17 protein-coding genes are annotated in these 24,195 nt (G+C 50.0%); 3 read left to right on the top strand and 14 right to left on the bottom strand.

What is annotated here, in order from left to right; all coding sequences use genetic code 11:
• Positions 1-340: 340 nt before the first annotated feature.
• From Q1A69_RS20450 to Q1A69_RS18225, 3 genes are all read right to left on the bottom strand, one after another.
• On the bottom strand, positions 341-649 hold the full coding sequence (locus Q1A69_RS20450; RefSeq protein ID WP_366525611.1) for a Fic family protein: 309 nt from the start codon (positions 647-649) through the stop codon (positions 341-343).
• A gap of 13 nt (positions 650-662) precedes the next feature.
• Positions 663-860 (bottom strand): antitoxin VbhA family protein, encoded by a 198-nt coding sequence (locus Q1A69_RS18230; protein WP_299588748.1) that lies wholly within the window; start codon positions 858-860, stop codon positions 663-665.
• A 699-nt stretch (positions 861-1,559) separates the two neighbouring features.
• A complete protein-coding gene (locus tag Q1A69_RS18225; RefSeq protein WP_299588744.1) occupies positions 1,560-1,691 on the bottom strand; it encodes a hypothetical protein in 132 nt (43 codons plus the stop codon).
• Between the two features lie 310 nt (positions 1,692-2,001).
• On the opposite strand from Q1A69_RS18225, the gene Q1A69_RS18220 reads away from it, so the two are divergent.
• Positions 2,002-2,421 (top strand): DUF2147 domain-containing protein, encoded by a 420-nt coding sequence (locus Q1A69_RS18220; protein WP_299588741.1) that lies wholly within the window; start codon positions 2,002-2,004, stop codon positions 2,419-2,421.
• 129 nt (positions 2,422-2,550) lie between these two features.
• On the opposite strand, the gene pqqE is transcribed toward Q1A69_RS18220, so the two are convergent.
• The 8 genes from pqqE to parC form a co-directional block, all read right to left on the bottom strand.
• Entirely contained in the window at positions 2,551-3,666 is a 1,116-nt protein-coding gene (gene pqqE, locus Q1A69_RS18215) for a pyrroloquinoline quinone biosynthesis protein PqqE (protein ID WP_299588738.1), read from the bottom strand.
• Positions 3,656-3,937, bottom strand: coding sequence for a pyrroloquinoline quinone biosynthesis peptide chaperone PqqD (gene pqqD, locus Q1A69_RS18210; protein WP_299588735.1), 282 nt, complete (start codon positions 3,935-3,937; stop codon positions 3,656-3,658). Before pqqD ends, pqqE begins: the two co-directional genes overlap by 11 nt.
• Positions 3,934-4,680 carry a pyrroloquinoline-quinone synthase PqqC gene (pqqC, locus tag Q1A69_RS18205; protein WP_299588733.1) on the bottom strand — a complete coding sequence of 249 codons (747 nt, stop codon included), beginning with the start codon at positions 4,678-4,680 and terminating at the stop codon, positions 3,934-3,936. The genes pqqD and pqqC overlap by 4 nt, the downstream gene beginning before the upstream one ends.
• Positions 4,677-5,579, bottom strand: coding sequence for a pyrroloquinoline quinone biosynthesis protein PqqB (gene pqqB, locus Q1A69_RS18200; RefSeq protein WP_299588729.1), 903 nt, complete (start codon positions 5,577-5,579; stop codon positions 4,677-4,679). The genes pqqC and pqqB overlap by 4 nt, the downstream gene beginning before the upstream one ends.
• Positions 5,576-5,677 (bottom strand): pyrroloquinoline quinone precursor peptide PqqA, encoded by a 102-nt coding sequence (gene pqqA / locus Q1A69_RS18195; protein ID WP_299588726.1) that lies wholly within the window; start codon positions 5,675-5,677, stop codon positions 5,576-5,578. The genes pqqB and pqqA overlap by 4 nt, the downstream gene beginning before the upstream one ends.
• 345 nt (positions 5,678-6,022) lie before the next feature.
• Positions 6,023-7,102 (bottom strand): HlyD family secretion protein, encoded by a 1,080-nt coding sequence (locus Q1A69_RS18190; protein WP_299588722.1) that lies wholly within the window; start codon positions 7,100-7,102, stop codon positions 6,023-6,025.
• The gene (locus Q1A69_RS18185) at positions 7,095-7,559 is read right to left on the bottom strand and encodes a MarR family transcriptional regulator (RefSeq protein WP_299588720.1); all 465 of its coding nucleotides are present in this window, start codon (positions 7,557-7,559) and stop codon (positions 7,095-7,097) included. The genes Q1A69_RS18190 and Q1A69_RS18185 overlap by 8 nt, the downstream gene beginning before the upstream one ends.
• Before the next feature lie 134 nt (positions 7,560-7,693).
• Entirely contained in the window at positions 7,694-9,943 is a 2,250-nt protein-coding gene (gene parC, locus Q1A69_RS18180) for a DNA topoisomerase IV subunit A (RefSeq protein WP_299588717.1), read from the bottom strand.
• Positions 9,944-10,210: 267 nt separating this feature from the next.
• Between parC and Q1A69_RS18175 the strand changes: the two genes are divergently transcribed.
• Together Q1A69_RS18175 and fetB are read left to right on the top strand one after the other, a co-directional pair.
• Positions 10,211-10,816 (top strand): ATP-binding cassette domain-containing protein, encoded by a 606-nt coding sequence (locus tag Q1A69_RS18175; RefSeq protein WP_299588714.1) that lies wholly within the window; start codon positions 10,211-10,213, stop codon positions 10,814-10,816.
• Positions 10,813-11,610: an iron export ABC transporter permease subunit FetB gene (fetB, locus tag Q1A69_RS18170; RefSeq protein WP_299588711.1), complete on the top strand. Its 798-nt coding sequence runs from the start codon at positions 10,813-10,815 to the stop codon at positions 11,608-11,610. Before Q1A69_RS18175 ends, fetB begins: the two co-directional genes overlap by 4 nt.
• Before the next feature lie 170 nt (positions 11,611-11,780).
• Here the strand turns inward: fetB and Q1A69_RS18165 are convergent, their stop codons facing one another.
• The 3 genes from Q1A69_RS18165 to Q1A69_RS18155 form a co-directional block, all read right to left on the bottom strand.
• A complete protein-coding gene (locus tag Q1A69_RS18165) occupies positions 11,781-12,128 on the bottom strand; it encodes a hypothetical protein (protein WP_299588709.1) in 348 nt (115 codons plus the stop codon).
• Positions 12,125-18,526 (bottom strand): toxin TcdB middle/N-terminal domain-containing protein, encoded by a 6,402-nt coding sequence (locus Q1A69_RS18160; protein WP_299588706.1) that lies wholly within the window; start codon positions 18,524-18,526, stop codon positions 12,125-12,127. Before Q1A69_RS18160 ends, Q1A69_RS18165 begins: the two co-directional genes overlap by 4 nt.
• A gap of 190 nt (positions 18,527-18,716) precedes the next feature.
• Entirely contained in the window at positions 18,717-23,219 is a 4,503-nt protein-coding gene (locus Q1A69_RS18155; RefSeq protein ID WP_299588702.1) for a fibronectin type III domain-containing protein, read from the bottom strand.
• Between the last annotated feature and the right edge of the window lie 976 nt (positions 23,220-24,195).

The raw sequence follows: 24,195 nt of genomic DNA, 5'->3' as shown, positions 1-24,195 counted from the left end.
TTCCTCTGAGTATTGTTTACGAGTGGTTTTGGTTGGTTTACTTGATCTTGTCATAGAGCACCTCTGCTGCGTAGTTTATCGCTTAAGAGAGTGTCCGTCTTTGGTGGGTAGGATCAATGTGCCTGAATTCCGAAAGGCTCGGATATCAGGCAAGGAAAACAGCGGGAGGCCTGTATGAAAACTTGAGTTTCGACTTAAATCAGCTAGCGCTTGCGAGTGAAGCAAAATGCTTGGCGACAAGCCTGTTTTTTAGAGCATCCATAGTCTTTTTCTATCATTTATTGGAAGTACTTTTTTCCTGTTTCATAGTTCGCACTTCAGAAAGTGATACGAACGTACATCACAGCGCTTTCAAGTTATTCTTTACCAGTTTAGCAAGGCCATTCCCCGCTTTATCCCCAGCTAATGCTGCAGCCGAGGCTTCAGCAATCGAAAAACCGCTTATAGCCGACCAATTGATAGCATACCCACTTTTAGCTACAAGCTGATCGATTAGAACACGCTGAGTTCTACCATTACCTTCCCGGAAAGGGTGTATAGTGTTAATAGCGGCAAAATAATAACCCGCCCTTTTGCAAAATGTATCTCTATCGTAGTTAAGGAGATATTTCTCCTCTTTAAGCTCTGAGAATAATTCACCAAAAACAATTTTTATAAGAGAATTACGACTTTCCGGTTTTTGAATCTTTCAGAGCTTTTCTCACTATTTCATCGGCTACTTCATCAGCATCTAATTCACCGTTGGCTATCTTACGGAGAATTTCTTTCTCTTCCTCTGGAACTCGTATTCCTTCGATGTTTAAGGATGCTATAGCTCTCTCGACTAGCTCTTCAGCCTTCTTGTCTTTACTTCTGCTCATAGACTTTTATCCTCTAATTTATGTTTATCCATACTCCCGCGAACCTGGCGTAGGCTAGCTCTGGAGCGGTACAATCCCAGCAGAGTTAAACCTTCGCCATCAGGTTTCTATCCATATTCGTTCCAGCAACAACTTAAGCCAGCTTCGGATTGAAATGTTTGGTAATGGTTAACAGAACGCAGGAGGCGTAGTCTCCTCGATAAATGCCTCGTCGGCTGCTGCGCCGGTATATTGGGAGTGACATCCATGCTAGGTGTTCTCACTAGATTTCCTCCATAAAATCTCTTAAATCAAAATCATCCATACTCGCCTGACGCTCCGCCATAGAACTGGCTGATTCTTCTAAACTCTTTCCTGCTGGGCCCTAGAGCGGTAAAAGGAGCAGTGGCTTGTTTCAGCTCAACGGTGCCGCGTTGCGGACATCCGTGAAATTCGACCATATATTCACATTGGTCGGCGGGAACGGCTTAGAATTTTGCCCGGTTATTTGTCGCAACTGCTACAGGCTGCCCCTGAGCCTCTTGTATAGCGGTATTAGTTAGGACTAGCCTTAAACTACTAATTGATGTCGTGTAATCATACATTATTTTCTGGTATTGAGAGAGGGTTCAATGCCCCATCTCTTGAGGCCCTTGGTTTACAAAACTTGCTATGCCTCCTTAGGCAATAGCGCCACCGTATCTAAAACCATTACCTGGTTTAGGCTCCCGCCGTTAAAGCCAGGGGAATCCCAGTGACAAGCTGATCCAGTAGGAAATCCAGCTTTGCCACAATGACACTGCCCCGGACTCGCAGATGGTTGCTGCAGTAGGGTTGCGTCAGCAAAGTCATTCAATCGGCTCCACCTACTCAACCTCTTGATCTCTCATCTGCACCCGGACATCCAGCTGCCCTTCCCTAAAGTCAAAAAAGCGATTGATTTTTTTCATTCCTCACTCATAGTCGCTATACCCTAGTAAATCTTTTTGCTGAGCACCCTTGGCAGGACAATTGGTACAAACTACGCATAAATTGCAGACATTTGCGGCCAACTGCGCGCTATATGCGGTTAATTTTTTATCCGATGGCGACTTATCCGGTGCCGCTGCAGATGACTTGCTGTAAGATCTGAGTCACCCACTGAATAGAGGAAAACCTACAGATGATCAGAAACCTGCTCCTGGCCGCTTTCGGCCTGATGTTCGCCCTGCAGGCCAGTGCCGCAGATGTTGTAGGCAAGTGGCGCACCATTGATGATGAAACTGGGCAGCCCAAGTCCATCGTCGAAATCTACGAGAAAGACGGCAAGTATTTCGGCAAGATCGACCAGCTGCTGATGAAACCCAACGACACTATCTGCGATAACTGTCCTGGCGATTTAAAAGGCAAACCGCTCGTGGGTATGGACGTGATCACCGATATGGTGAAAAAGGGCAAGAAATACGAAGGCGGGGAAATTATGGACCCGGTGAAAGGCAAGGTCTATGACTGTAAATTCTGGCTAGAAGGTGACAATACCCTGAAAGTGCGCGGCTATCTCGGCTTCCTGTACCGCACCCAAACCTGGCAGCGCGCACAGTAAACCTGAGATTCCTATCAAAAAAGGCTCCGGGACGGGGCCTTTTTTATCAGCATCAACTTTTCAGTCTCTGCAGCTTTTTGACCATAAATCACCAGCGATTCAATGGTACATTTTTCTTTGGCAAAGCCGTTAATCGCAAAGATTTTTAGTTCTTATCCTACGATAGCGAAATGTCTGCGCCGGCTCGCACTTTGCCTCTGTTTCCAGTAACAAATCCACTTTTTCCCGGTGCGGTGATTTTTTGCATACAGGGTCTGCTGCGCTGGCATCTCCCGCAATCGCCATTGCCTGGCATCGACACCCACCAAAATCAATATTCTTGCGATCACAGTTTTTGCAAAGTTCCGGCAGCCAATCACCACCTCTAAATGCATTAAAGGCCAAGCCACGATACCAGCTGTCTGCGAGCCGGGTTTGCCGAACATTATCAAATTCCATTCCGGGTATAATATTCGCTCCATGGCAAGGCAGCAGAGTGCCATCTGGAGTGACATTCAATCCTGTCGACCCCCAGCCGCCCATACATGCCTTGGGAAAATCCGCGTAGTAATCCGGCGGCACAAAATCAATAACCATTTCCCCCCGAAACCGCTCAATCGCACCGGCAAGAATACGCTTAGCTCGATCCACCTGATCGCGTGTTGGCTGCAACATCGCTCGATTTCGCAGTGCCCAACCTTGGAATTGCACACAAGCCACTTCAACCCGGCGTGCACCCAGCCGGTATGCCATCTGCAGAGTTTCCTCTAAGTCATCCAAGTTGTGCCTATGCATTACCGCATTCACAGTTAAAGGGATACCGATTTTGCGAATATCTCCGGCAATAGATAATTTATGCTGAAAACTACCTTGATACCCACTGACCCAATCTGACACCTGCGAGTTAACCCCCTGCAGGGATAATTGAATATGATCAACTCCCGCGACATCCAGAGCTATCAAACGCTCTCGGTTGAGGCCGATACCAGAGGTAATCAAATTGACGTAGAGGCCGGCTTGCCGCGCGCCAGCGACCAACTCAGCCAAGTCCTGCCGAGAAGCGGGCTCTCCGCCGGATAGATGCACCTGCAACACACCCATTGCCGCCGCCTGCCGAAATACATCCAACCAGGTACTTGTATTTAATTCCCGGTTCTTTTGAATCAATTCCATAGGATTGGAACAATATGGACAGGCAAGAGGGCAACGGTGAGTTAGCTCGGCCAGCATCGCAATAGGGGGTAAAATGTTGATGTTATTCAACATCAACCAGATCCACTAATCGCTTCTCTAGTAAACCCTGCAGAAATTCCTGCACATCTCGTTGAACCGTATCTTGCGGTGCTCCATAGTGCTCAGACAATTTGCCGGAGATAGTCTCCAGCGAGTTGCTGCCATCAACTTCACCCAGTATTGCATTGGATATTTCATCCAATACAAGAGTGCGCTCCGGTCCCAGTAAGACATTGCTATTCCGGACCTTATCAAAATATAAACGCACTCCGCGGGGTAGCAGCGGTATATCAATCTCTCTCATAAAATAACCCCCTCACCGGGTTGCCAGGCCCCCGGAGGAATATGGCCCGGATCAATATACCCGCCCCAAATTGCATCCAGCTGGGCCCAAAGCACATCCATTTTAAAAACCAGCGCAGCTATTGCGGCATCTTGTTCAGCGGGCGTATTTGCATGCTCCAACACCCACTGCAACGCAAAGGCCACGTCCCGAGGCGCCTCTTCAAGGCGATGGCGAAAGTAGTCGATTGCTGCCGGTGTAGCGAAGGCGTAGTGCTCCAACAGTCCAGCTATGCGCTGCTTGTGAATACTTGGGGCAAACAGTTCTGTTAATGAAGAGGCGATCGCCTGGAGTAGCGATTGCTCGCGCACATAGCGCACATAGGCATCAACAGCGAAGCGAACTGCAGGTATCACTCCCCGGGTTGAAGCGACATAGGCGGGGTCCAGCCCCACAGCCTCAGCCAGTTTTAACCAGCGGACAATCCCCCCCTCCTGCTCTGCCGTTCCGTCGTGATCCCCAATACGGGAGCGCCACGCCCGCCGCAGCATGGGGTCGTCGACCCGGGAGAGAAATGCAGCATCTTTCATCGGGATACGACTCTGGTAGTAATAACGATTTATTACCCAGGCACGGACCTGATCCATAGTGCAGCCACCGGAGTGGAGCATTTGATGGAAAGGGTGTTTATCGTGATAACGCTCTCGACCTATTTGGCGCAGACGGGTTTCTAAACAAGTGCGCTCACTGACAGCCTCACTCATAACTGAAACCTCATGCCATCCTGAGCAATAGCCCACCCTTCACTCTCAACCAGTGCCCGCTCAGGCGCCTTCGGTTGCAAAACAGGATTCGTGTTATTGATATGAATATAAATTTTTTGGCAGTCACGTAATGCCTTAAAACGAGACAGGCTACCTTGTGGACCCGCCATGGCGATGTGTCCCATTCTGGCGCCACTTTTAGTTCCAGTGCCCGTAGCGCGCATCTCATCGTTTTTCCAAACGGTGCCATCAAACAAAATCATATCGCCATCGGACACCCGCTCGATTAACCAATCCGGTATCTCTGCACAACCTGGGATATAGTAAAGCACCGAATCACCCGCACCGATGCGCAGGCCCACAGTCTGCTCTCCCATGGCATTGAGCCTGAGGTCATCCGTTTCCTGGTACAAGGGCACTTTTCCAGGCACGGCAAAAGGCTCAATAAGGAGTCCGGGCACGGGTTCAAAAAGCTGATCCAGGGATAACGGGAGAAACTCAACCTGCTCAGCATCCAACACTTTAAAAATCGTATTTTCCCGTAAAATCCCCAGAGTCTGTTCCGTCCCTAAAACCCGGAACCCACTTTTTTCACGCAAGGTGAGTAAGCCGGCAATATGGTCAATATCCCCATTAGTGAGAAAAACCGCACTAACTGGCGTGCCCCGAAGCGATTCTGGGTGCATGTCTACACACGCTTGCAATTGGGTGCGAATATCCGGCGAGGCGTTCAGAATCACCCAGTGTTTACCATCGGCAGAAACAGCGATCGATGACTGGGTCATCGCTGGAATAATGCCTCTCCGCGCGTCGGAGCAGTTACAACACCCGCAGTTCCACTGGGGTAAACCGCCCCCAGCTCCGGCGCCGAGTACCACAACCTGCAATGATCGGTTCAAAAAAGTTCTCCGTCGCGCTCATCATCTCCCGATGGGCCATACATACTAATTTCCATACCGCATTCAATTTCAATAACTACCGGTTTGCTCCAGGTCATGTCACTTCCTCACTCAATCTGTGTGCCAAGTTAAAATAAAAAATGCACTTCTAAATTAGACAAAGAGCACAGCTTTGCCACAGAGCAAGGCCAACAATTTTTCTTTGGCAAAAGACTGATCATTTGACGGCAGCCAATTTGTATTTCAAATATTTTCGCCTTTGACTGTCAAATCGCTTCGTTATTAACTCGGCTTGGCAGCTCTGCACTCAAAGATTCAGGAAATTCAGCGGCGATAGTAGAGGGTTGGAGAATGGGGGAAATTTGGGAAAAGCCCATAATCAACTCAGTAAGTCAATAGCGGGCTTTTGGCGGGATATTAAAAGATGCCTATACAAGCAGGGCCTAAAGGACAACCCTGCCTTTCTTATCAATGGAAGCTCGTGCAGAAACCACTTTGGCATCTTCACTGGTATTAATACGCACCTGGGCGCTCATACCCGCGCGCAGGGGCGGTGCATCCTTAAGGGGGTAGAGACGCAGGCGCACCGGCACCCGCTGCACCACCTTGTGCCATTCACCACTGGAATTTTGTGGTGGCGTTTGTGAAAACTCATTGCCGCTGGCCGGGCTCATGCTGTCCACCTGGGCCTGCCATTCGAAGTCCGGATAGGCATCCAGAGTCACCTCGGCCTGCTGTCCGGTACGCACCCTGGCCAATTCGGTTTCCTTCAGGTTGGCCTCCACCCACAAACCACTGGTGCCCACCATATAGAGCAGACTCTGGCCTGTGGTGGCCATTTCACCCACCTGCGGCAGGGTATTGGCAATCACCCCATCCATAGGCGCGATAATACGGGTGCGCGACAGTTGGTAACTGGCCTTGTCCAGTTGCGCCTGGGCCACCTTGAGGTCGGCTTGCTCCTCCAGGGCCACACTGGGGTCTCCCCCCAGTTCGGCGCGCAAGCTTGAGAGTTTCTCCGCAGTGATGGTGATCTGCGCCCGCGCCCGGTCCAACTGCTGGCGCGCGCTGTCCAGCTCCGCCTCGGAGAAAGCCACCTTGCCCAGCTTTTCGTTGCGCTCCAGCTGGCGCCGGTAAAAGTCGGCATCTTTGCGCGCCTGCTGCAGGGCGGCATCCGCCTCGGCGTATTCGGCGCGGCGCGCCAATAAGTCATTGCGCACCTGAGCCAGGCGCGCCTCGGCCTCGGTCACCGCCAGTTCATAGGCGGTGCGGTCAATCTGAATCAACAGCTGGCCCTTATAAACGGGCTCATTGGCGCTCACCAACACTTTGGTGACCACACCGTTGACTTCGGGCGCCAGGGACACCTTGTCGGCCTTTACATAGGCATTCTGGGTCTCGACGATATCGCCACCGTCATACAGGCTCCAGCCGGCCGCCAGCGCGACAAGCGCCAGGCCCAGGACGCCCCCCAGCTTACGCATTGCGCTTGGCTTTAGCTTCAGGTGCAGCTTATCAGTCACATTCAATCTCTTCGCCTATCAGGTTCTTGCGCAGCCGCCCAAGCAGCGCCTGCAGTTGTCCTATTTCCGCCGCACTAAAGCCATCCAGGGCATGGCTGCGGGTTTCTTCGGCCAGCCCGCCCAGCAGCGCCATGGCGGATTCCGCCTGGCCGGTCGGATAAATTCGGAAGCAGCGCCGGTCCTGCGGGTCGGGTCGACGCTCCACCAGCCCTTCACGCTGCAATTTGTCCAGCAGTCGCGCCAGACTAATCGGTGCCATCTCCAGGCGCCCCGCCAGCGCAGTTTGTTTCAGCCCCTGCGCGCGCGTCAGGTGCCAGAGCACCTGCCAGCGGGCATCGCTGAGGCCGTGATCCCTGGCGCGGCGATCAAAGTTGCGCCGCAGCAGGCGCGCCGCGCTGTGCAGCGCAAAGCCCATCTCAGTTGCCGGGTCATTCCCAGACTCGTCCGTCCCTGACATAGTCACTCCCTTTTTTTGAGGGCGCTCATTATAAGCCTGCTTATTATTTCATCAATGTACCGCTTAGTAATACAAAAAAATGGCAATAAAAAAGCGGTCGCAGTGACCGCTTTTTTCTGCCGCTTTGCAAGCCTTTATTTTTCCAGGACTTCGATCTTGTCGACCTTCTGGAAGCCCCGTGGCAGCTTGTTGCCGCGTCGGCCGCGCTCACCGCGGTAGTATTCCATTTCCGAGATCTTGATCTTGGTGTGGCGCTTGCCGGCGTGAACGACCAATTGGTTCCGGCCCTCCAACACGGCGATGCCCACCACAAATTCCTCACGGCTTGCCGCGCGCGCGGCGGTAATATTGATGATCTTGTTGCCCTTGCCTTTCGACAGCTCCGGCAATTCTGTGACCGGGAATACCAACATACGCCCCTCCGAGGTTACTGCCGCCAGCAACGCCCCCTCCGGGCTCTCCAATACCTGGGGTGGCAGCACCTTGGCGCCTTTGGGCAGCGTCAACATGGCCTTGCCGGCCTTATTGCGCGACTGTAAGTCCGAGAGCTTAGTGATAAAGCCATAGCCCGCATCGGAAGCCAACAGGATCCGCTGGTCATCGGGGCCCATCAACAGCCCCTCGAAGCTGGCCCCGGAAGGTGGATTAATACGGCCACTCAAGGGCTCGCCCTGCCCCCGCGCCGAGGGCAGTGTATGGGTGGGAATCGAGTAACTGCGGCCGGTGCTGTCCAACAGCAGAGCCGGCTGATTACTCTTGCCCCGCGCGGCGAGGCCGAGGCTATCACCCGCCTTGTAACTGAGCGCTGCGGCATCAATTTCATGGCCCTTGGCCGAGCGAATCCAGCCCTTCTCAGAGACAACAACCGTGATTGGGTCTGAGGACAGCAATTCCGCCTCGCTAAACGCCTTGGACTCTTCACGCACGACAATGGGCGAGCGGCGCTCGTCGCCGAACTCCTTGGCCGCAGCCAACAATTCTTTCTTGATCAGGGTCTTCAGGCGGCGCTCGCTGTCCAGGGTTTTGGTCAGGGTATCGCGCTCTTTCTCCAGCTCCGCCTGCTCGCCGCGTATCTTCATTTCCTCCAGGCGCGCCAACTGGCGCAACTTGGTATCGAGGATATGGTCCGCCTGGATCTCGGTGAGCTCAAAGCGATCCATCAACGCCTGTTTGGGCTCGTCGTAGGTGCGGATAATCTCGATCACTTCATCGATATTGAGGAAGGCAATCAACTGGCCCGCCAGTACGTGCAGGCGCTTCTCAACCTTATCCAGGCGGAACTGTAAACGGCGGCGGGTGGTAGTGGCGCGGAACGTCAGCCACTCGCGCAGGATCTTGTCGAGGGACTTCACCTGGGGGCGCCCATCAATACCGATCATATTCATATTGACGCGGTAATTGCGCTCCAGATCGGTGGTGGCGAACAGGTGGTTCATCACCGCCTCCAATTCCACCCGATTGGACTTGGGCACAATCACCAAGCGCGTAGGGTTTTCGTGATCCGACTCATCGCGCAGGTCGGTGATCATTGGCAGCTTCTTCGCCTGCATCTGCTGGGCAATCTGCTCCAATATTTTGGCGCCACTCACCTGGTGGGGCAGCGCGGTGATGACAATATCGCCGTCTTCCTTATTCCACAGGGCACGCATCTTGATAGAGCCACGGCCGGTGGTGTAGATCTTACGAATATCCTCCCGCGGCGTAATAATTTCTGCCTCAGTGGGCATATCTGGCGCGAGAATATGCTCACACAGGTCTTCGACAGTGGCCTTGGGGTTTTCCAGCAGGGCTACGGTAGCGTTGACCACTTCGCGCAAATTGTGCGGCGGGATATCTGTGGCCATACCCACGGCGATACCGGTGGTACCGTTCAGGAGGATGTTGGGCACCCGTGCCGGCAGCACACAGGGCTCATCCATGGTGCCATCGAAGTTCCCCTGCCAATCCACCGTGCCCTGGCCGAGTTCCGATAACAGGACTTCCGAATATTTACCCATGCGCGACTCGGTGTAACGCATAGCGGCAAAAGACTTGGGATCATCCGGCGAGCCCCAGTTGCCCTGGCCGTCGATCAGCGGATAGCGATAGCTGAACGGCTGTGCCATCAATACCATCGCCTCATACACGGCACTATCGCCATGGGGATGGTACTTACCGATCACATCGCCGACCGTACGCGCAGACTTCTTGTACTTAGCCGTATTCTTCAGGCCCAGCTCGCTCATGGCGTACACAATACGCCGCTGTACCGGCTTCAGGCCGTCTCCGATATTCGGCAGGGCACGATCCAGGATTACATACATGGAGTAATCCAGGTACGCCTTCTCGGTATACTCCTTTAACGGCAGGCGCTCTGTGGCCTCATAGATAGAGGTGTCGGTCATACAGCACTCGTTATTCGATTCGGAAGGGGCGGATTATGGCGGACTGGGGCGGGAGGTTCAAAGGGAAGCGAAGAGTGCTCAGAAGAGTACTCAAAGGGTGCATAGCGAAACTGGAGTAGAAGAAGGAATTGGGTCTAATCCTCAGCTAACCTAACAAGCCGTAAAAACCACAGTTCCAAATTCACACGATAGATGTATAAGCACTTCAAAATGCAGGCAGAAAACAAAAACCATTAACTGCAAAGTAGTTAGCAAGTAACCCTCAATATGCCTCAACTAAAATTAGAAACACTGAGTATCGGCTCTCTTGAAAAAATAGCGCTGGATGTACCGCCGGGAGAAGTCATCTGCCTATCCGGCCCCTCCGGCTCCGGTAAAAGCCGCCTGCTCAGAGCTGTGGCAGATATAGAGCCCCATAGTGGCGAGATATCTTTTGGTGACAAAGAACAGAATAAAATACCTGGCCACCAGTGGCGTCGCCAAGTCATGCTGGTACCGGCACAGAGTGCCTGGTGGTATGAGACTGTCGGTGAACACTTTCATAAACCGATGGAAGAAGCCATAAAGGTATTCGGATTTCCCGCAGAGGCCACAGGGTGGCAGGTGAGCCGGCTCTCCTCCGGGGAAAAGCAGCGTTTGTCGCTTATTCGCGCCCTGTCCTATGAACCCAGTGCGCTTTTACTGGATGAACCCACAGCTAATCTGGATACGGATACCACTAATAAAGTAGAAAAATGGCTACTTGCACAGATTAAAAAACATCAATACCCGGTAATCTGGGTGGCGCATAATAGAGAGCAGATCCAGCGCGTAGCCAGCAGGCATTTTGAGATTCAGGGCAGTCATCTTGTGGAGCGGGAGATATCACAATGAGTGTGATCGATCTTTCCTGGTGGCAGTTGTCATTGGCAGCAGCACTGGTAGTCGCCCTGGCAATTTGTACCCATATCGCACGATTACAGCTCGGTAAATCGCTGATTATTGCGGCGGTGCGCACGGCGATACAGCTGGCGCTTGTCGGAGTCATACTGGAAGCGCTATTCGCCGTAGGCACCCTGTTTTGGGTCAGCCTGTTAGGACTGGCGATGTTACTGTTTGCCGGGCAACAAGTCATCTCGCGGCAAAAATATCGCCTGCGCGGGGGCTGGAGTTTTGCCATTGGCACTTTATCCATGCTGGTTTCCGCATTTAGCGTCACAATACTGAGTCTAGTGGTACTAATCGGTCCTCAGCCCTGGTACCAACCGCAATACTCTATTCCACTACTGGGGATGCTTCTGGGCAATACCATGACCGGCGTTGCCTTGGGACTGGACCGACTAACAGAAAGTATGCGACGTTCAAGTGATATTATTGAAAACCGCCTAATGCTGGGCGAAACCTGGCGGCAAGCCAGCATCGAATTTCGCCGGGATGCCATGCGAGCGGGGTTGATGCCAACAATCAATTCGATGGCTGCAGCCGGTATTGTCTTTCTACCCGGTATGATGACCGGGCAGATACTTGCCGGTACAGCGCCTACCATCGCGGTGAAATATCAGATTTTGATTATGTTTACGATTGCTGCGGGTACGGGGTTTGGTACTTTTGTCGCGGTTGCGCTATGTACGAAGCGTTTGTTTGATGAGCGCGAGAGATTATGTATAAAAAGGCTATATGGAAATTAAATTATTTTAATTTCATAGAATAAAAAAGAACGTTTTAACCATTGCAACCAACCCCAAAGAACAAGTCCCGTAAAAAATAAAAACCTCTAACAATTGATAATATTAAAGCCCCGAAAGACGTATCTACCGGGGCCCTTTTCAACGAATCAAACCTTAAAACTGCTCCTTAGTCAGCCTATAAAATCATCAATAGATTCAAGGTTTTCATCAAACATAAGCGTATAAGAACACAACATATCCTTATCATGATCTTCATCAAACGCGTAAACATAAATCATCACATAGATATGAAAATCTGAAACCTGATCAAAGTAGAATAAATCTTCGATCTCAAAATTTTTTGAATATGAAATCCTTGCCAATTCTGTTTTAACTTCAGACACAGCATATTCATTAAATATCTCCCTATATTTATCAACACCCTCATTATTAAGCCTTTTCGCAATATCCATAAGCGCATCATGTGCCTCTTGATACAAATCGGCTTCGTTTAGTAATTTCTCTTTAAAATTTATCATTTGTTCTTGTGCGTCCCAACCTTAACCCACTCAAAAGTACCATCCTTCTGCTTATTACCATAGACCCTTACATCACCATACTTCCCCGATAAGAATTTTACCTCATGGGTCCACTTCCCACCCTTGTATTTCTTTATCCCTTCTTGCCCAGTACCACCAACTAAACCTTTTTCAAGAGATTTTTTAAAAGCTTTTTCTAACTCAGGATCCTTCTTGAAAGCCTTCTGTACTTTTTTACTTAGAATATGGCCACAATCATTATGAACCCAAGCCCCTACCTCACCGACAAAATAGGTATGGTAATCAGCAACCTCAAAGTTATAAGTATTATGCAGCTGCTCACCAGCTACGACTGACTTGACGCTAATTCTACTGCCATTAATACTCGATATTTTATAACCTTCTCGAAGCTCTTCAGCTTTTATCCATCCTAAACCCTCAACCCAGAATGGGTGATCTCTCGTAACACCAAATAACTCTTCCTCTCCTTCTGCGTCAACCAAAATTACATTCAGAATTTCTTTGTCATAATTACGGAATAATTCGACGACAGGCTTCCAAGTTGTTTCCCCTGTAAAGTCATCTTTCGACGCAACTAGATCCCCAACTTTTATTTTTTCAATAGATTTCAAACCATCTTGTGTATGGACGAGTGTTCCTTCTACAAAACAAAGTTTTCCTGCGGTCTTTGAAATCTTTAAAGCACGTGCAGCCAAATCTCCAGCTATAGGCACCAATCCAATGCCAGCAGCCAATATATTTGTGGCCGTAGGATCGGCTACTGCTTCAGCAATTCCTTTTATATCTCCAATAACAGGAATAAAGTCAATATTCTGCCCGTGTGCCCTACTTGCCTCTCTATATTCCTGCTCGGTTATCTGGTCATTTGCCAGCATTTCAACCATAGTATCCTGCTGTATGGCAAAGAGGGTCTTCCTACCATCTGGATCCACATAGCTTATAGGATTGTTGCGAACATAACGATAAGGCCCCCAGCGCTGGGGGTCGATAAAACGCTTAGCATTGTTTAGCAATGGGTCCGGACTAATAAATGTACCGATTGCAGAGTGCAGATAGCGTCTTTCGAAGTAACCTAGCCCCGTGGACTCATCCAACTCTTTACCCGCATAACGGTAAGGCGCCGCAGTACTATCACCAAAGACATTTTCCAGCTCGCCGTAAGACTTATAGGTAAAGGCATTAACGATCTTGCCAGCCATATCCAGAGTCAGGTCGGTAGAACTTATGTGCGTATGCAGATAGTACTCGGTCGGCGCGAACACCTCTCCACTCTGGTCACTGCGGGCAATACGTTTCTGGCCGACACTGATGTACTTCAGTAATTTGCCATCACGTACTTCACTATCTCCGTCAATATACAGGGTGACACTGCGAGCTCCGCCTGCACGTTCGGTGATTTTAAAGCGGCGCTGGTGTTTAAAATCATAACCGTACTGGTCAGCGGCTTGCTGATTACCGGCGTAAGTCAGGCGCTGATCGTGGTCCCAGTGGTAGGTCTGGTCATCGGCTTGCGTACGATTACCGTTGTCATCGTATTCAATCAGGCCTTCGGCCCAGCTCAACGCTTGGGGTCCGGGCAAGCTGCCACGGCTGCTGCGGTTGGAGGCGTCAGTGTTGCTATTGTCACTGCTGCCGCCGTAACGCAGATCTGTGATCTGGGTATTTCCAGCGGTAGCCATATCTGCCAGGTCGACGCTCGCGCGGCCCACTTGCAGCAGGTTGCCGATTTTGTCGTAGCTGTAATAAACCTGCTCGATATCGTCGGCAACGCCGGTCAGGCGATAGACATCGTCGTAGCTGTAGACAATATTTTTTGCCAGGGAGGCTGCCTGGGCACTGGTTGCGCCGAGTTCAGCAACCATTGCGGCGAGGGCGTCGCTGGGGCGTTTATCATCGATACCGAGTACATTGGAGACGGCATCAAAACGGTAATCCCACTGTTGCAGTGGCAGGGCGTCCCCGCTGCGCTGGGTGCGCAAGCCAGCCAGTCGCTGGCGCTCGTCAAAGCCCCAATCAGTTTCAACACCATTGGCCAGCCCTTGGTGCTGCAAAACCCCATTGGCGGTATAGTCCAGGCGCTCTACCACTCCTGGGATGCGCTCGAGCAGGCCGCGGGTGTTGTATTCGAAGTTCACCCGGCTATTGTCGGGGTAGAACTGCTGTGTCATACGCCCGGCGCTGTCATAGGCGAAGCGCGTGGTGTAGAGGGGGCTATTAATTTGCGGGCCGATGATCTTGCGCTGGCGCTGTACCACTCGGCCGCGTGCGTCATATCCCCATTGCTCGAAGCCGGCTTGGTCGGTCACTTTGGCCAGGCGCCCAAGCAGGAAGGCACCGCCCTCTTCGCCGCGCTGGTCGTACTGATAGCTGACTACCGGTGAAGTAGAGCCCAGCTGCAAGCTCGGTTGCCAGTTTGCGCCGGTGGGAGATTCTCCCTGCGGTGCCAGCTGGTACTCGGCAAAAATACGATTCGCGCCGTCGTAGCGATAGTGCCGCTCCTGCCCCAGGGCATCGCGGGTAGCCAGCAGGTTGCCGGCATCGTCAAAGTACTGCCAGCGCTGTCCGCGGTTGGGGTCGTCCAAGAAGCGCATGCGCCCCAGGTCGTCGTAGTGCATGGTGCGCACATTATTTTGCGCATCCTGCAGACGGGTAAAATTACCATTGAGGTCGTAGTCGTAATAGGTGGACCAGGTGGCACCACCGATACCGCCCTGGGTATTGGCTCCAACAATTTCATCGACTTGTCTCAGGCGGTATTCGCCCTGCCCCGTTTGCAGGCCATCAAATACCAGTTTTTTGGCGGCGCCGTTGTGAACGCTGTTCGCGCGGGTTTGCTCTTCATCTTCCAGCACCTGCGCCATGGGCAGATAGGTGATACGGCTGAAAACACTTTCCCCACTTTGCGCGGTGTAAGGCTGGTAGATCTCCTGGGCTCGCCCTTGGGCATCGTAAAGATATTGTCGGTGGTGCTGACCTTTATCATTGGCGCGGTAGGCGAGACCCTGGGCAAAGTAAGGCAGCGCGGTCTGTACTACCTGGCCGCGCGTATTAAAGTTACTGTGATCGCTGACCACAACTTGTCCCGGCTGCTCGGCTTCACTACGCACCATCAGGGTACGACCCAGGCCGTCGTAAAAACGGCGGCTGTCGATCGTACCGCCGGCCCCACTCTGTTCACGCTGGCGTGTCTCTACCCAGCTGATGCGGTGGCCATCCACCATCTGCGCCAGTTGATAATCGTACTCGACCGTGGGGAGTTCCAGGCTGTCCCCCGCTTCGGCCACTGCGGTGAGGCGCCCGTGGCTGTCGTAGTCATATTGAGTCTGTTGTCCGTTAAAGTCGGTGTAGCCGGTAAGTACACCCAGACCCTTGTCGTAACCCGCACGAGCGGTGAGCCAGCGACTACCGGTATGCAAACTCACTTCCGTGGGGAAGGTGTGATATTGCGAGTCGTAAGTGACTTTGGTTTGATGGCCCGCTTCGGAGCCCCACAGGGGGTCATAACTTTGGATGCGGTTACCAAAGGTGTCGTAGACATGGCGCTCTGCAGCAACGTAGGCATCTGCACTCTCAGCATCGTGCCAGAGTCGACGCAGGGTCAGGTTGCCCTTGGAGACCGCGCCTAAATTACCAGCGGAGAAACTTTCATCATCGTAGAACCACTGCTCTTTGGCCACAGCGCGGCCCGATAGGTCGGTAACCTTGCGCTCTAGCGGTAAGTGCAGGAACCAGTGGCCCTGTGCAGAGGCGGATTCCGCACTGAAGCGCAATTGGGTAACACGCTCGTCCTGCCAGTTGCCATCGGTACGGCCCAGCTCTTTAATATAAGTGGTATTGCCGTAATTATCGTAGTCGTACTCCCAGGCAAGAGTCACTGGGCTACCACTGCCCCGCTCCAGTATATGTTGCTGGCGCTCGGTCATAGCCGCAAACTCGACTTTGCGGTTTTCCTCGGCAAAGCCGGAAAGCAGTTGGCGCAGCTCCCACTGGTTTTCCTCGCGCGAGAAAATTCCGCCGAAGGCATCGCGGGTTTCTATTTGTTTGATCTTGCCTTGTAGGGCTTCCTGTTCGGTACCATCCGCTTTTTGGCCCAGATGGAATTCGTAGCGGGTTGCCAGTGTCGGTGTACTGGCATCGCCCACACGGCGCTCTTCACTGTGGGCAAAGCCCTGGAACTCTTTATCGGCAGCATCGTAAAAGCCGTCCCAGTAATCCATCTCGGTGGTTTGCTGTTCGCCACCGCGGCCATCATCCACAACAACGCGCTTAAGTACCTGCATTGCCACAGGGATACCCTGCGACCAGGGGCTGTTGCCCTCGCGGTCTCTCACCATCTCCTCGACAACAGAGCCGTACTCCAGGGTCGTCAATGCACCCAGGCCATTGTCGATCGTTTTTAGCTGATTCGGTTGCTCATTGGGGAATAGCTCTGCGAAATAAAAAGTATTAGCACCGCGGCCAGGGCTATACCAGACGATATCCGTGGAGCCATTACCATTGATATCGACCAGGCGCACTTCCTCGGCAGATACATTCCCTTGGGCTTGAATCAATTGTGGCTGGCTAAACTTTGCCTGCTGATGCTGATTCGTATTCAGGCCCTGGTTCAGCCAGATGGATACATGGGTTCCATTCAGATATACCAGGTCAGCGCGGCCGTCGGCATTGATATCAGTAACACGCACATTCTTTATGTTGTGCAATGTGTTGGGGCTATTGGCGAACACCACTGCGGGGGCAAACCCCTGCAAACCACGGTTAGCATAGTAAGCGGCATAGCCATTGCTAACCCAAACCAAATCAGGCAGACCATCTCCGTTCATATCGCGGAGAAAGACATTGGGATCACCCAGGCGCATAGCCGCGGTGCCTGTGGGCATCGGTAATTGAATGGGCTGCGACCAACCGTTGGGGTGGTTCAGCTGCACAACATGGGATAAAACCTTACCGCTGCTATTGGTTATCGTTGCAAAGACATCAACACGCTTATCGTTATTAATGTCCAACATATCCACATTGGGACTATCGAGGGGGATATACAGCCCGTTTATGGCACCGCTGTACTGCCAGCTATGATTATCATCAAGATGGAAGTAATGAGTACTACCAGAGCTATACTGCAGCAGGTTCACTTCACCAGAACCATCAATGTCAGCCCAGGTGACCGAGTTACTGGAAATACGGCTGGTAGTGAAAGTATTCATTTCACGATAACTCTGCCATTGGGGCAGGCCATCTTCGTCAGGACCTAAATTAAGCCAATAGACATCTTTATTCGGTGCCGTGTTAACAACATCCGGTAAGCCATCCCGATTAATATCCAGGAAGGATACGTCAGGGTTATTCAGAGGCACTTGGCTTGCAGCCGGCATCGGTGACATAAACACCTGATCCTGCTGGTAGTGGGTGTAGCCATAGCGTACTGGTGGCAGGGTTACCGTAGATTCGCCCTCGCCTGCACTGGAATGGACTTCCTGTAACAAAGAGAGGCTTTGCCATTCCGTTAGTGGCTGATAGGAAAATTCGTATTTACGTAAGTGGCGCCCGGAAAATTGTGTTTCCACGCGTTGCAAGCGATAAGCGGTTTTAATCTCAAAACCCGCTTTATAATTTGTTAGGACGTCAGGGCGGTCTTCATAGTGAAACTGCACCGCCATATCGCCATTCGTATTATATTGAATCCTGTCCAGATAAATCTGAACGCCATCATCCAACTTGCGATATTGATAGTCGATACGATTGCCCTGGGTATCTTCTACCGCCTCTAGATACCAGGAGAATACCGATGTGCCGTTATTGCCACTGACTCGGCTATTAGAGTCTTGCCCCAAATACCAACGCAGACCGTTGGACTGTGTCACCAGCCAACCCTTCGACAGACGCTCGTAGCGCGCAAAATCGCTGGCATTTTTGGTGCGATAAACACCGTCTTCCACCAGAACTAATTCTTCGCCCAGGTGATTGATAAACGTATCAAACTCATCAAACTCATCGGTGCGACCATCGCGGTCGTTATCCTGCCGATCAATCTGGCCCCACTCTGAATAATTAGGCAGGCCCTTGTCAGTTTGACGCTGGATATAGGGGATGACCAGTTTATGCCCCAGTCCCAATAGCCCGTTACCAAACCCGCTGTTGTATTCCAATAATACATCCGGAGCCAGTCCATTACGCCCAGGGGGCACAGCCAAGTTCACTAGGCGCGAGCTGGTGCCAGTATTTAAATTAGGAATAAAAGCTTCACCAAGACCAGAAATACTGCCTGGGCCTGTTGGCAGATTGAGGACGGGCGCCTGCAAAGCGGTGTGTTCATCAGCGGCAACAGCCGCCGTAGATGACACCACTATGCAGCAAGAGAGCAATAAATTGCGAAGCATAAGCATCCTTGTTTTTAAATCAGTGTTCTCTCAAAAAACACCTTAAATACTCATAGTTTTTATGGGCAGACCTCATAATCATGAGAGCTGCCATAAAAATAATACCCAACAAAAACGACAACCCAGCAGCATAATTACTGCTGGGTTGCCAGATTGGTGCTCTAATTTTTAAGTAGAACTAAATATAGATTTAGTGGACTACGGGCTCACGTAATAAAAGAATCGGGCCACCGCCATTGTCACCACTGCAAGTAGCGCCGGCTTTATCCCTTGTCTTAAAACGATGATTAAAGATCATTTCAACATCTTTGATGGCATCGATTTCAACCATCGGACCAAAATTATCTTTTAACTGAATTGACAAACGCCATCCAGTGGCAGCTACACTGCGTTCTTTAAATGCAGAAGTAGTTGTAGTATTGGAACCAGCGCCACTATTAAAAGTATCTAGATTGGCAGTCATCGGGACCCGATGACTAGTTCGAGGATCAAAAACACCTTCCGTATTAAAGTTCCAGAAAATAGGTGCATGAGTAATAAACTCACCATCAACACCAACACCATCTTCATTTTCTAAGAGGGTACCTGGCGTTTTATTCCTCATAAAACTAATACCGCCATAAGTTAATAAAGCTCTTGTCTCTGTTTGGCCACTTACATTGTATATCAAAGGAACATTAAGACTAATTGTCTCAATTTTATCTAAATAATCTCCATCGTATGCTAAACAGCTTAAATCACCATTATTAGCCACAAGCGGCCCCCTGAAGAAATTACTCCCAGGCAATTCCTTAACAGTACTGAATACTACAGATATCCACTCTTCTGCACCGGCATTAACTCTTAGCAAACGCAGTTTTTCCTGGAAAGCCTCCTGCGGACTTAAGCGAGGTCCATCTTGCTTTTCTGGATCCGGGTGTGGATAGGTTTGTTCGACACCCCATAAAAGATCAACATATCCAAAGACATCATCCTTCAATGAGAAGGTATCGGTAGCCAAAATAACATCACTGAAGTTACGTTTCTGATCGAAATCAATCATCGCGCCCAGGAAATCACTTAGCTCTTCTGCATTTCGTAAACGGAAGAGTTTTCCCTTGTTAATTTCAAGGCGCTCCGAAACAAAGGGCTCTTGCCACTTATACTCCAAGGCATTAGCAGTGTAGAACAACCAACGTTGAGCATTTTCAAAATCTCGCTCAGCTCGAATCATGTCAGTAGTCAAGCGACTGGCATGAATTGGATCAGCAAAATAGCGTTCAGATAGATTACTATTGGCAACAAACATCTGATTTACGATGCGCTGTGCCTGCCCAAGCATCCCTGACAGACGCTCAACTTCTTGTTCCAGCGCGGCTTCAGCTTGGGCAATATCCAAAGAAATGGTATTCGCCTCCAACCACATGGTGCGCACCCGTGACTTACTCTCAACATCCAGTAATTTATTCGTACTGTCATTAAGAGCAGCTCGCTCTTCCGCCGCCACGCGGACACTTTCAGCCTCTAATTTTCCTGTTTCTTTAATGGTTTTTATATTTCGGTTATGTATGGCTACAGATTCAGCCGTTTGCGCCAGTGTCTGTGCAAATGCTAGCCAACTACCCGAGGTTACGGCCCTTGCAACACCGCCAAATAAGCTACTCCGTTTTCGGGATTGCTCAGCTTTTTTGCGAATCTTGGCGATCTGCTGCGTAATTGAAGCCTGCTTGGAACCATAGTCTAGAATGATCTTCGACATTCCATCGACAATGCCTTCTTCTTCAGCGCGGCGTTCAATTTCGATTTCAATCGCACTCAGCAGATCTTCCATACGCTGCAAATTACGATCCATCGCAATTTGAGCCAAGTCGATATTATTCGCCTGGAGGGAGATCTCACTGCCCTTTTGGGCGCTATCACTAATAATTACGCAATCTGCAGAGAAGCAGCCATCTGGAAAGCTCACACCAAGCAAACTATACAACCAATTACCCAACTCTTGATGGCGATCGGTATACTCTGTAGCCAACTTATCGGCGCTATGGCGATAGCTCTCATAACTTATTTTCGCAGAAGACAAACTATTTCTTGCTCTAGCTATAGGGCCAGTGTCTTGACGAATGTAATCACTCAACGCATTAAAAGAATCAAATACATTATTGCCATTGATCTTATAATTCTGTACCAGCAGTACCGAATCTTCAGGCAAACCAAGAATATTGGTTTCACCAGTGAGCCAGCTCACGGAGTTTTCCAAATCACTGAGATGGGTCTGCCATGCATACACCGCTTCGGATAGGCCGGAGAAACCCTGCACCTGAGTAAAATCGGTATCCGGGAAGATCGCACGCAGCGATTGCTCTTTAGTAATCAGCTCACTGCGCAGCGTAATCAACTCGTCAACCATCTGCGCCAGCAGGGTGGTATTGGTCTGTCCGGCTACGACGGCCAAACGCGCCTGTTGCACCTTGGTGGAAGCCAACTTGCTCATCAATTGATAGAGCATGGTGACATCTTTGTAACCGGTAAACAGTAATTCTGCCGGGGTTACATCTTTTTGTGCCAGGTCGTTGGGATCGTAGTAGCGGGGACTAATTTGACCACGGGAGGGACCCCATTGGGCTAAAAACTCCGGTGCATAAATCAGCAAAGAGTTGTACTGCTCCAGGGCATCCTTCAACAACTGGTGTGCAGTTTCTATATGCCCAACTTCGACCTCTACCGCTTCGTTACGCAGGCGGCTAATACGGGCATTATCCAGGGCTTCATTAGCCAGGATCATCTCCGCTACCGCGCGATCGTAGTAAACATCCAGCGTGAAACGCTGCAGGTTTTCATTGCTGGGATGGTGAGTCAGCTGCTCAAAAATAAAGGCTTCTACATCTGTAGCGCGGTTGCGCTCTGCAGTGTCATACAGGCTGGAAAATTCAACCGTGGCTTCACCACTGGCATAGGGGTTGATCACCATATTAGTGTTGGTATCAACGATATACATCAGGTCCAGGTAGCGGAAGGCCGCTCTATCCTGGGAGAAAATACCCTGGGCAGGATTTTCCTGGGCCGCAGGTACCTGATCGGCTTCGTTGTAGTACAGCTGCTTGCGAATCTGTACCGTGGGATCCAGCTCCATCGTTACCGTGAAGGTATTACTAAAGTCGGAAGAGCCCGCTTTGTTCACGGCCTGTACACGATAATCGTGCGTACCGAATACTAATGGAGAGGCATTGTATTTATAGCTATTGCCAGCACCGTTATACACGGTTTTCCAGCTGCCATTATTCATACGTTGCTGCAGCAGATAACTATCAGTTTCGGCAACTGATGGCCAGCTTACGGTATACGCTTCGCCAGTAGAGGAAGGTACGGTGATATAACTAGGCGCTACGGGTGGCTTCAGCAACGCTACGGTGGCGCAGGCTTCCGGTGAATAGTTGGACTGATCTGTTGAGGTCAGTGCACGCACCCGGTAGCAGTGGCGCCCGTCTTGCAAGTTACTCAGCTGGTAGCTGCGTGCAGTGCCGCGATAAAGCTGCTTATTTGCACTGTCTACCACTTGATATTCAACGGTGAGACCGCCTTTTTTAACTTCGCTCCAGCTAAGCTTGACCTTGCCGTCCCAGCTGTTGGTTGGTGAAGCTGATGCTACCGGTACTCCAACAGCGCGGTCGACTTTAACTGTTACTAACGAGGAATAGTTGGAGCAGGTTCCCTTGGCATTACAAGCGCGAACCTTATAGCTATAAGAGCCATTGCTAACACCAGAGAAACTCTTACTTAAACCAGAACCATTGTACAGAGTGGAGCCACTGCCATCGACCAACTGATAACTGGTGGCAAACTGCTTGGTATTCCAGCTGACAGTATATTTACCATCGAGGCTGGTGGTGGTATTTAATTTAGGTGTTGGTACGCCAGGACGGAAATAGACTTCTATATTTTGACTTTCTCGATAACCTGAGCAAGTGGTATTACAGGCCCGTACTCTAAAGCGGTAAATACTACCATGGCTCAGGGAAGCAATCGTTGTACTGGTAGATGAACCAGAATAAACACCTGACCAGCTGCCATTATCCTTGCGCTGCTGTAATTCATAACGGGTAGCCCCACTGCTGGCAGCCCAGCTGATATTAACGCTGCTAGAGGAGGTATAACTGGGAACAGTGATAGAGGTTGGGGTTGATGGAGTCAGCTCTACCTTTATGGTTCCGCCGTTCTTATAAGCACCACATAAATTCTTTGCGGTGTTACAGGCTCGAACACGATATTGGTAGTTACCACTAGAGCGGCCACTTTCATTAAAGCTAGTTCCAGAACCGTTATAAACCCTGCTCCAGGAGCCACTATTTACCCTACGGTAGAGCTCATACCGGCCTGCACCAGTACTGGAAGACCAGCTAACCTTGTAAGCCCCATCACTATCGAAAGTGCCGTAATTGATACTGGAGGGCGCTGCTGGTTGAAATATAACGTTAACGGTATGAGTGCCTAACTTAACCCTATTGAATCGGGAAGCAGGGCAAGATGTAACTTTATCTTCCCAATCATCAGGGGAGATAATATCTGGAGTACAGTGTTCATGCCAATACTCATAAAAGTATTTACCGGCAGAAGAAACGGTTACAGATTTAGTAGAGTTTGAACTGGAAAACCCATAGTCTAATGAAACATTCCGAGTAAAAGTTCCATTTTTATACTCCTTTAAATATACACCCATTACCCCAAGTGGCGCTACAGACCTATATGATAAGGAATATTTCCCATCAGTATCTGTGCCCGGCCCGCTCAAGGCAGACCCATAAGCAATAGCACTGAGACTTAAAACCTGCAGCACAAAAAAGTTACGAACAAAAGTCAACATGTTAAAAACCAAACGACAGAGATCTAAAAAGATCGAAAAATAAAAACCTCAACCTCAAAAACAACAGCAAATAGAAAGCTCTTTATCTTTAAAGAACCCAAAAGCAGCCACTAAAAACAACAACACATATGACTTTCCTCCCTTAAACACCCATCATCCCTTTAAAGACAGTTTATTGCGGCGTTCCCGACAATAAAATACACGCCGAATTCTATCGACGAGCATAGATCTCTTTCAAGAAAAATACGCCAATTATTTTTTTATTTTTATTCCCACACACTGAAAAAGGATATCAATAAGCTAAAAATGGTACAAAAATACTACTTGTAAAATCAAAAATAGATTTTCTTCCATTAACCTAAAAGACAGACAAGCTTAGACGAAAACTTTCACACAAAAAAACGAAAAAAATTAAAAACCCAGAAAACCTTGAGCAAATTCAACAGGAACAATTAAACACCCCACTCAAACCACCATCAAAAATTAAGAGACTCCTGCCATTTAAAAAAACCAAAACACAAAAATAATTAACCCGAATAAAAAATATCTTATATTTTCAACACCCTAAAAACATAGCAACATCAAAAAATTATATATAGAACCTTTAAGCACGGAGCAGGCACCAGCACTAAAGTTAATCACACTCAACCTTAAAGATTAAAAAATGTAATCTCATAAATCTTGCAATTAAAACAGCCTTCAGTAGTAGAGAAATGTAGTAGGGAAATACTTCGGGAGAGATACGCGCTACTTAAGGAACCTCTGAATAATTCCGAGCCAATTTGGTAGTATTCAGTTATCCGTCAAGGCTACGATAGATCATGCACCAAGT

It is taken from the genome of uncultured Microbulbifer sp., from assembly GCF_947498635.1.
Lineage (GTDB): Bacteria > Pseudomonadota > Gammaproteobacteria > Pseudomonadales > Cellvibrionaceae > Microbulbifer > Microbulbifer echini.
Note: the sequence above shows the minus strand (reverse complement) of the source record. Positions and strands in the feature narration are given on the sequence as shown.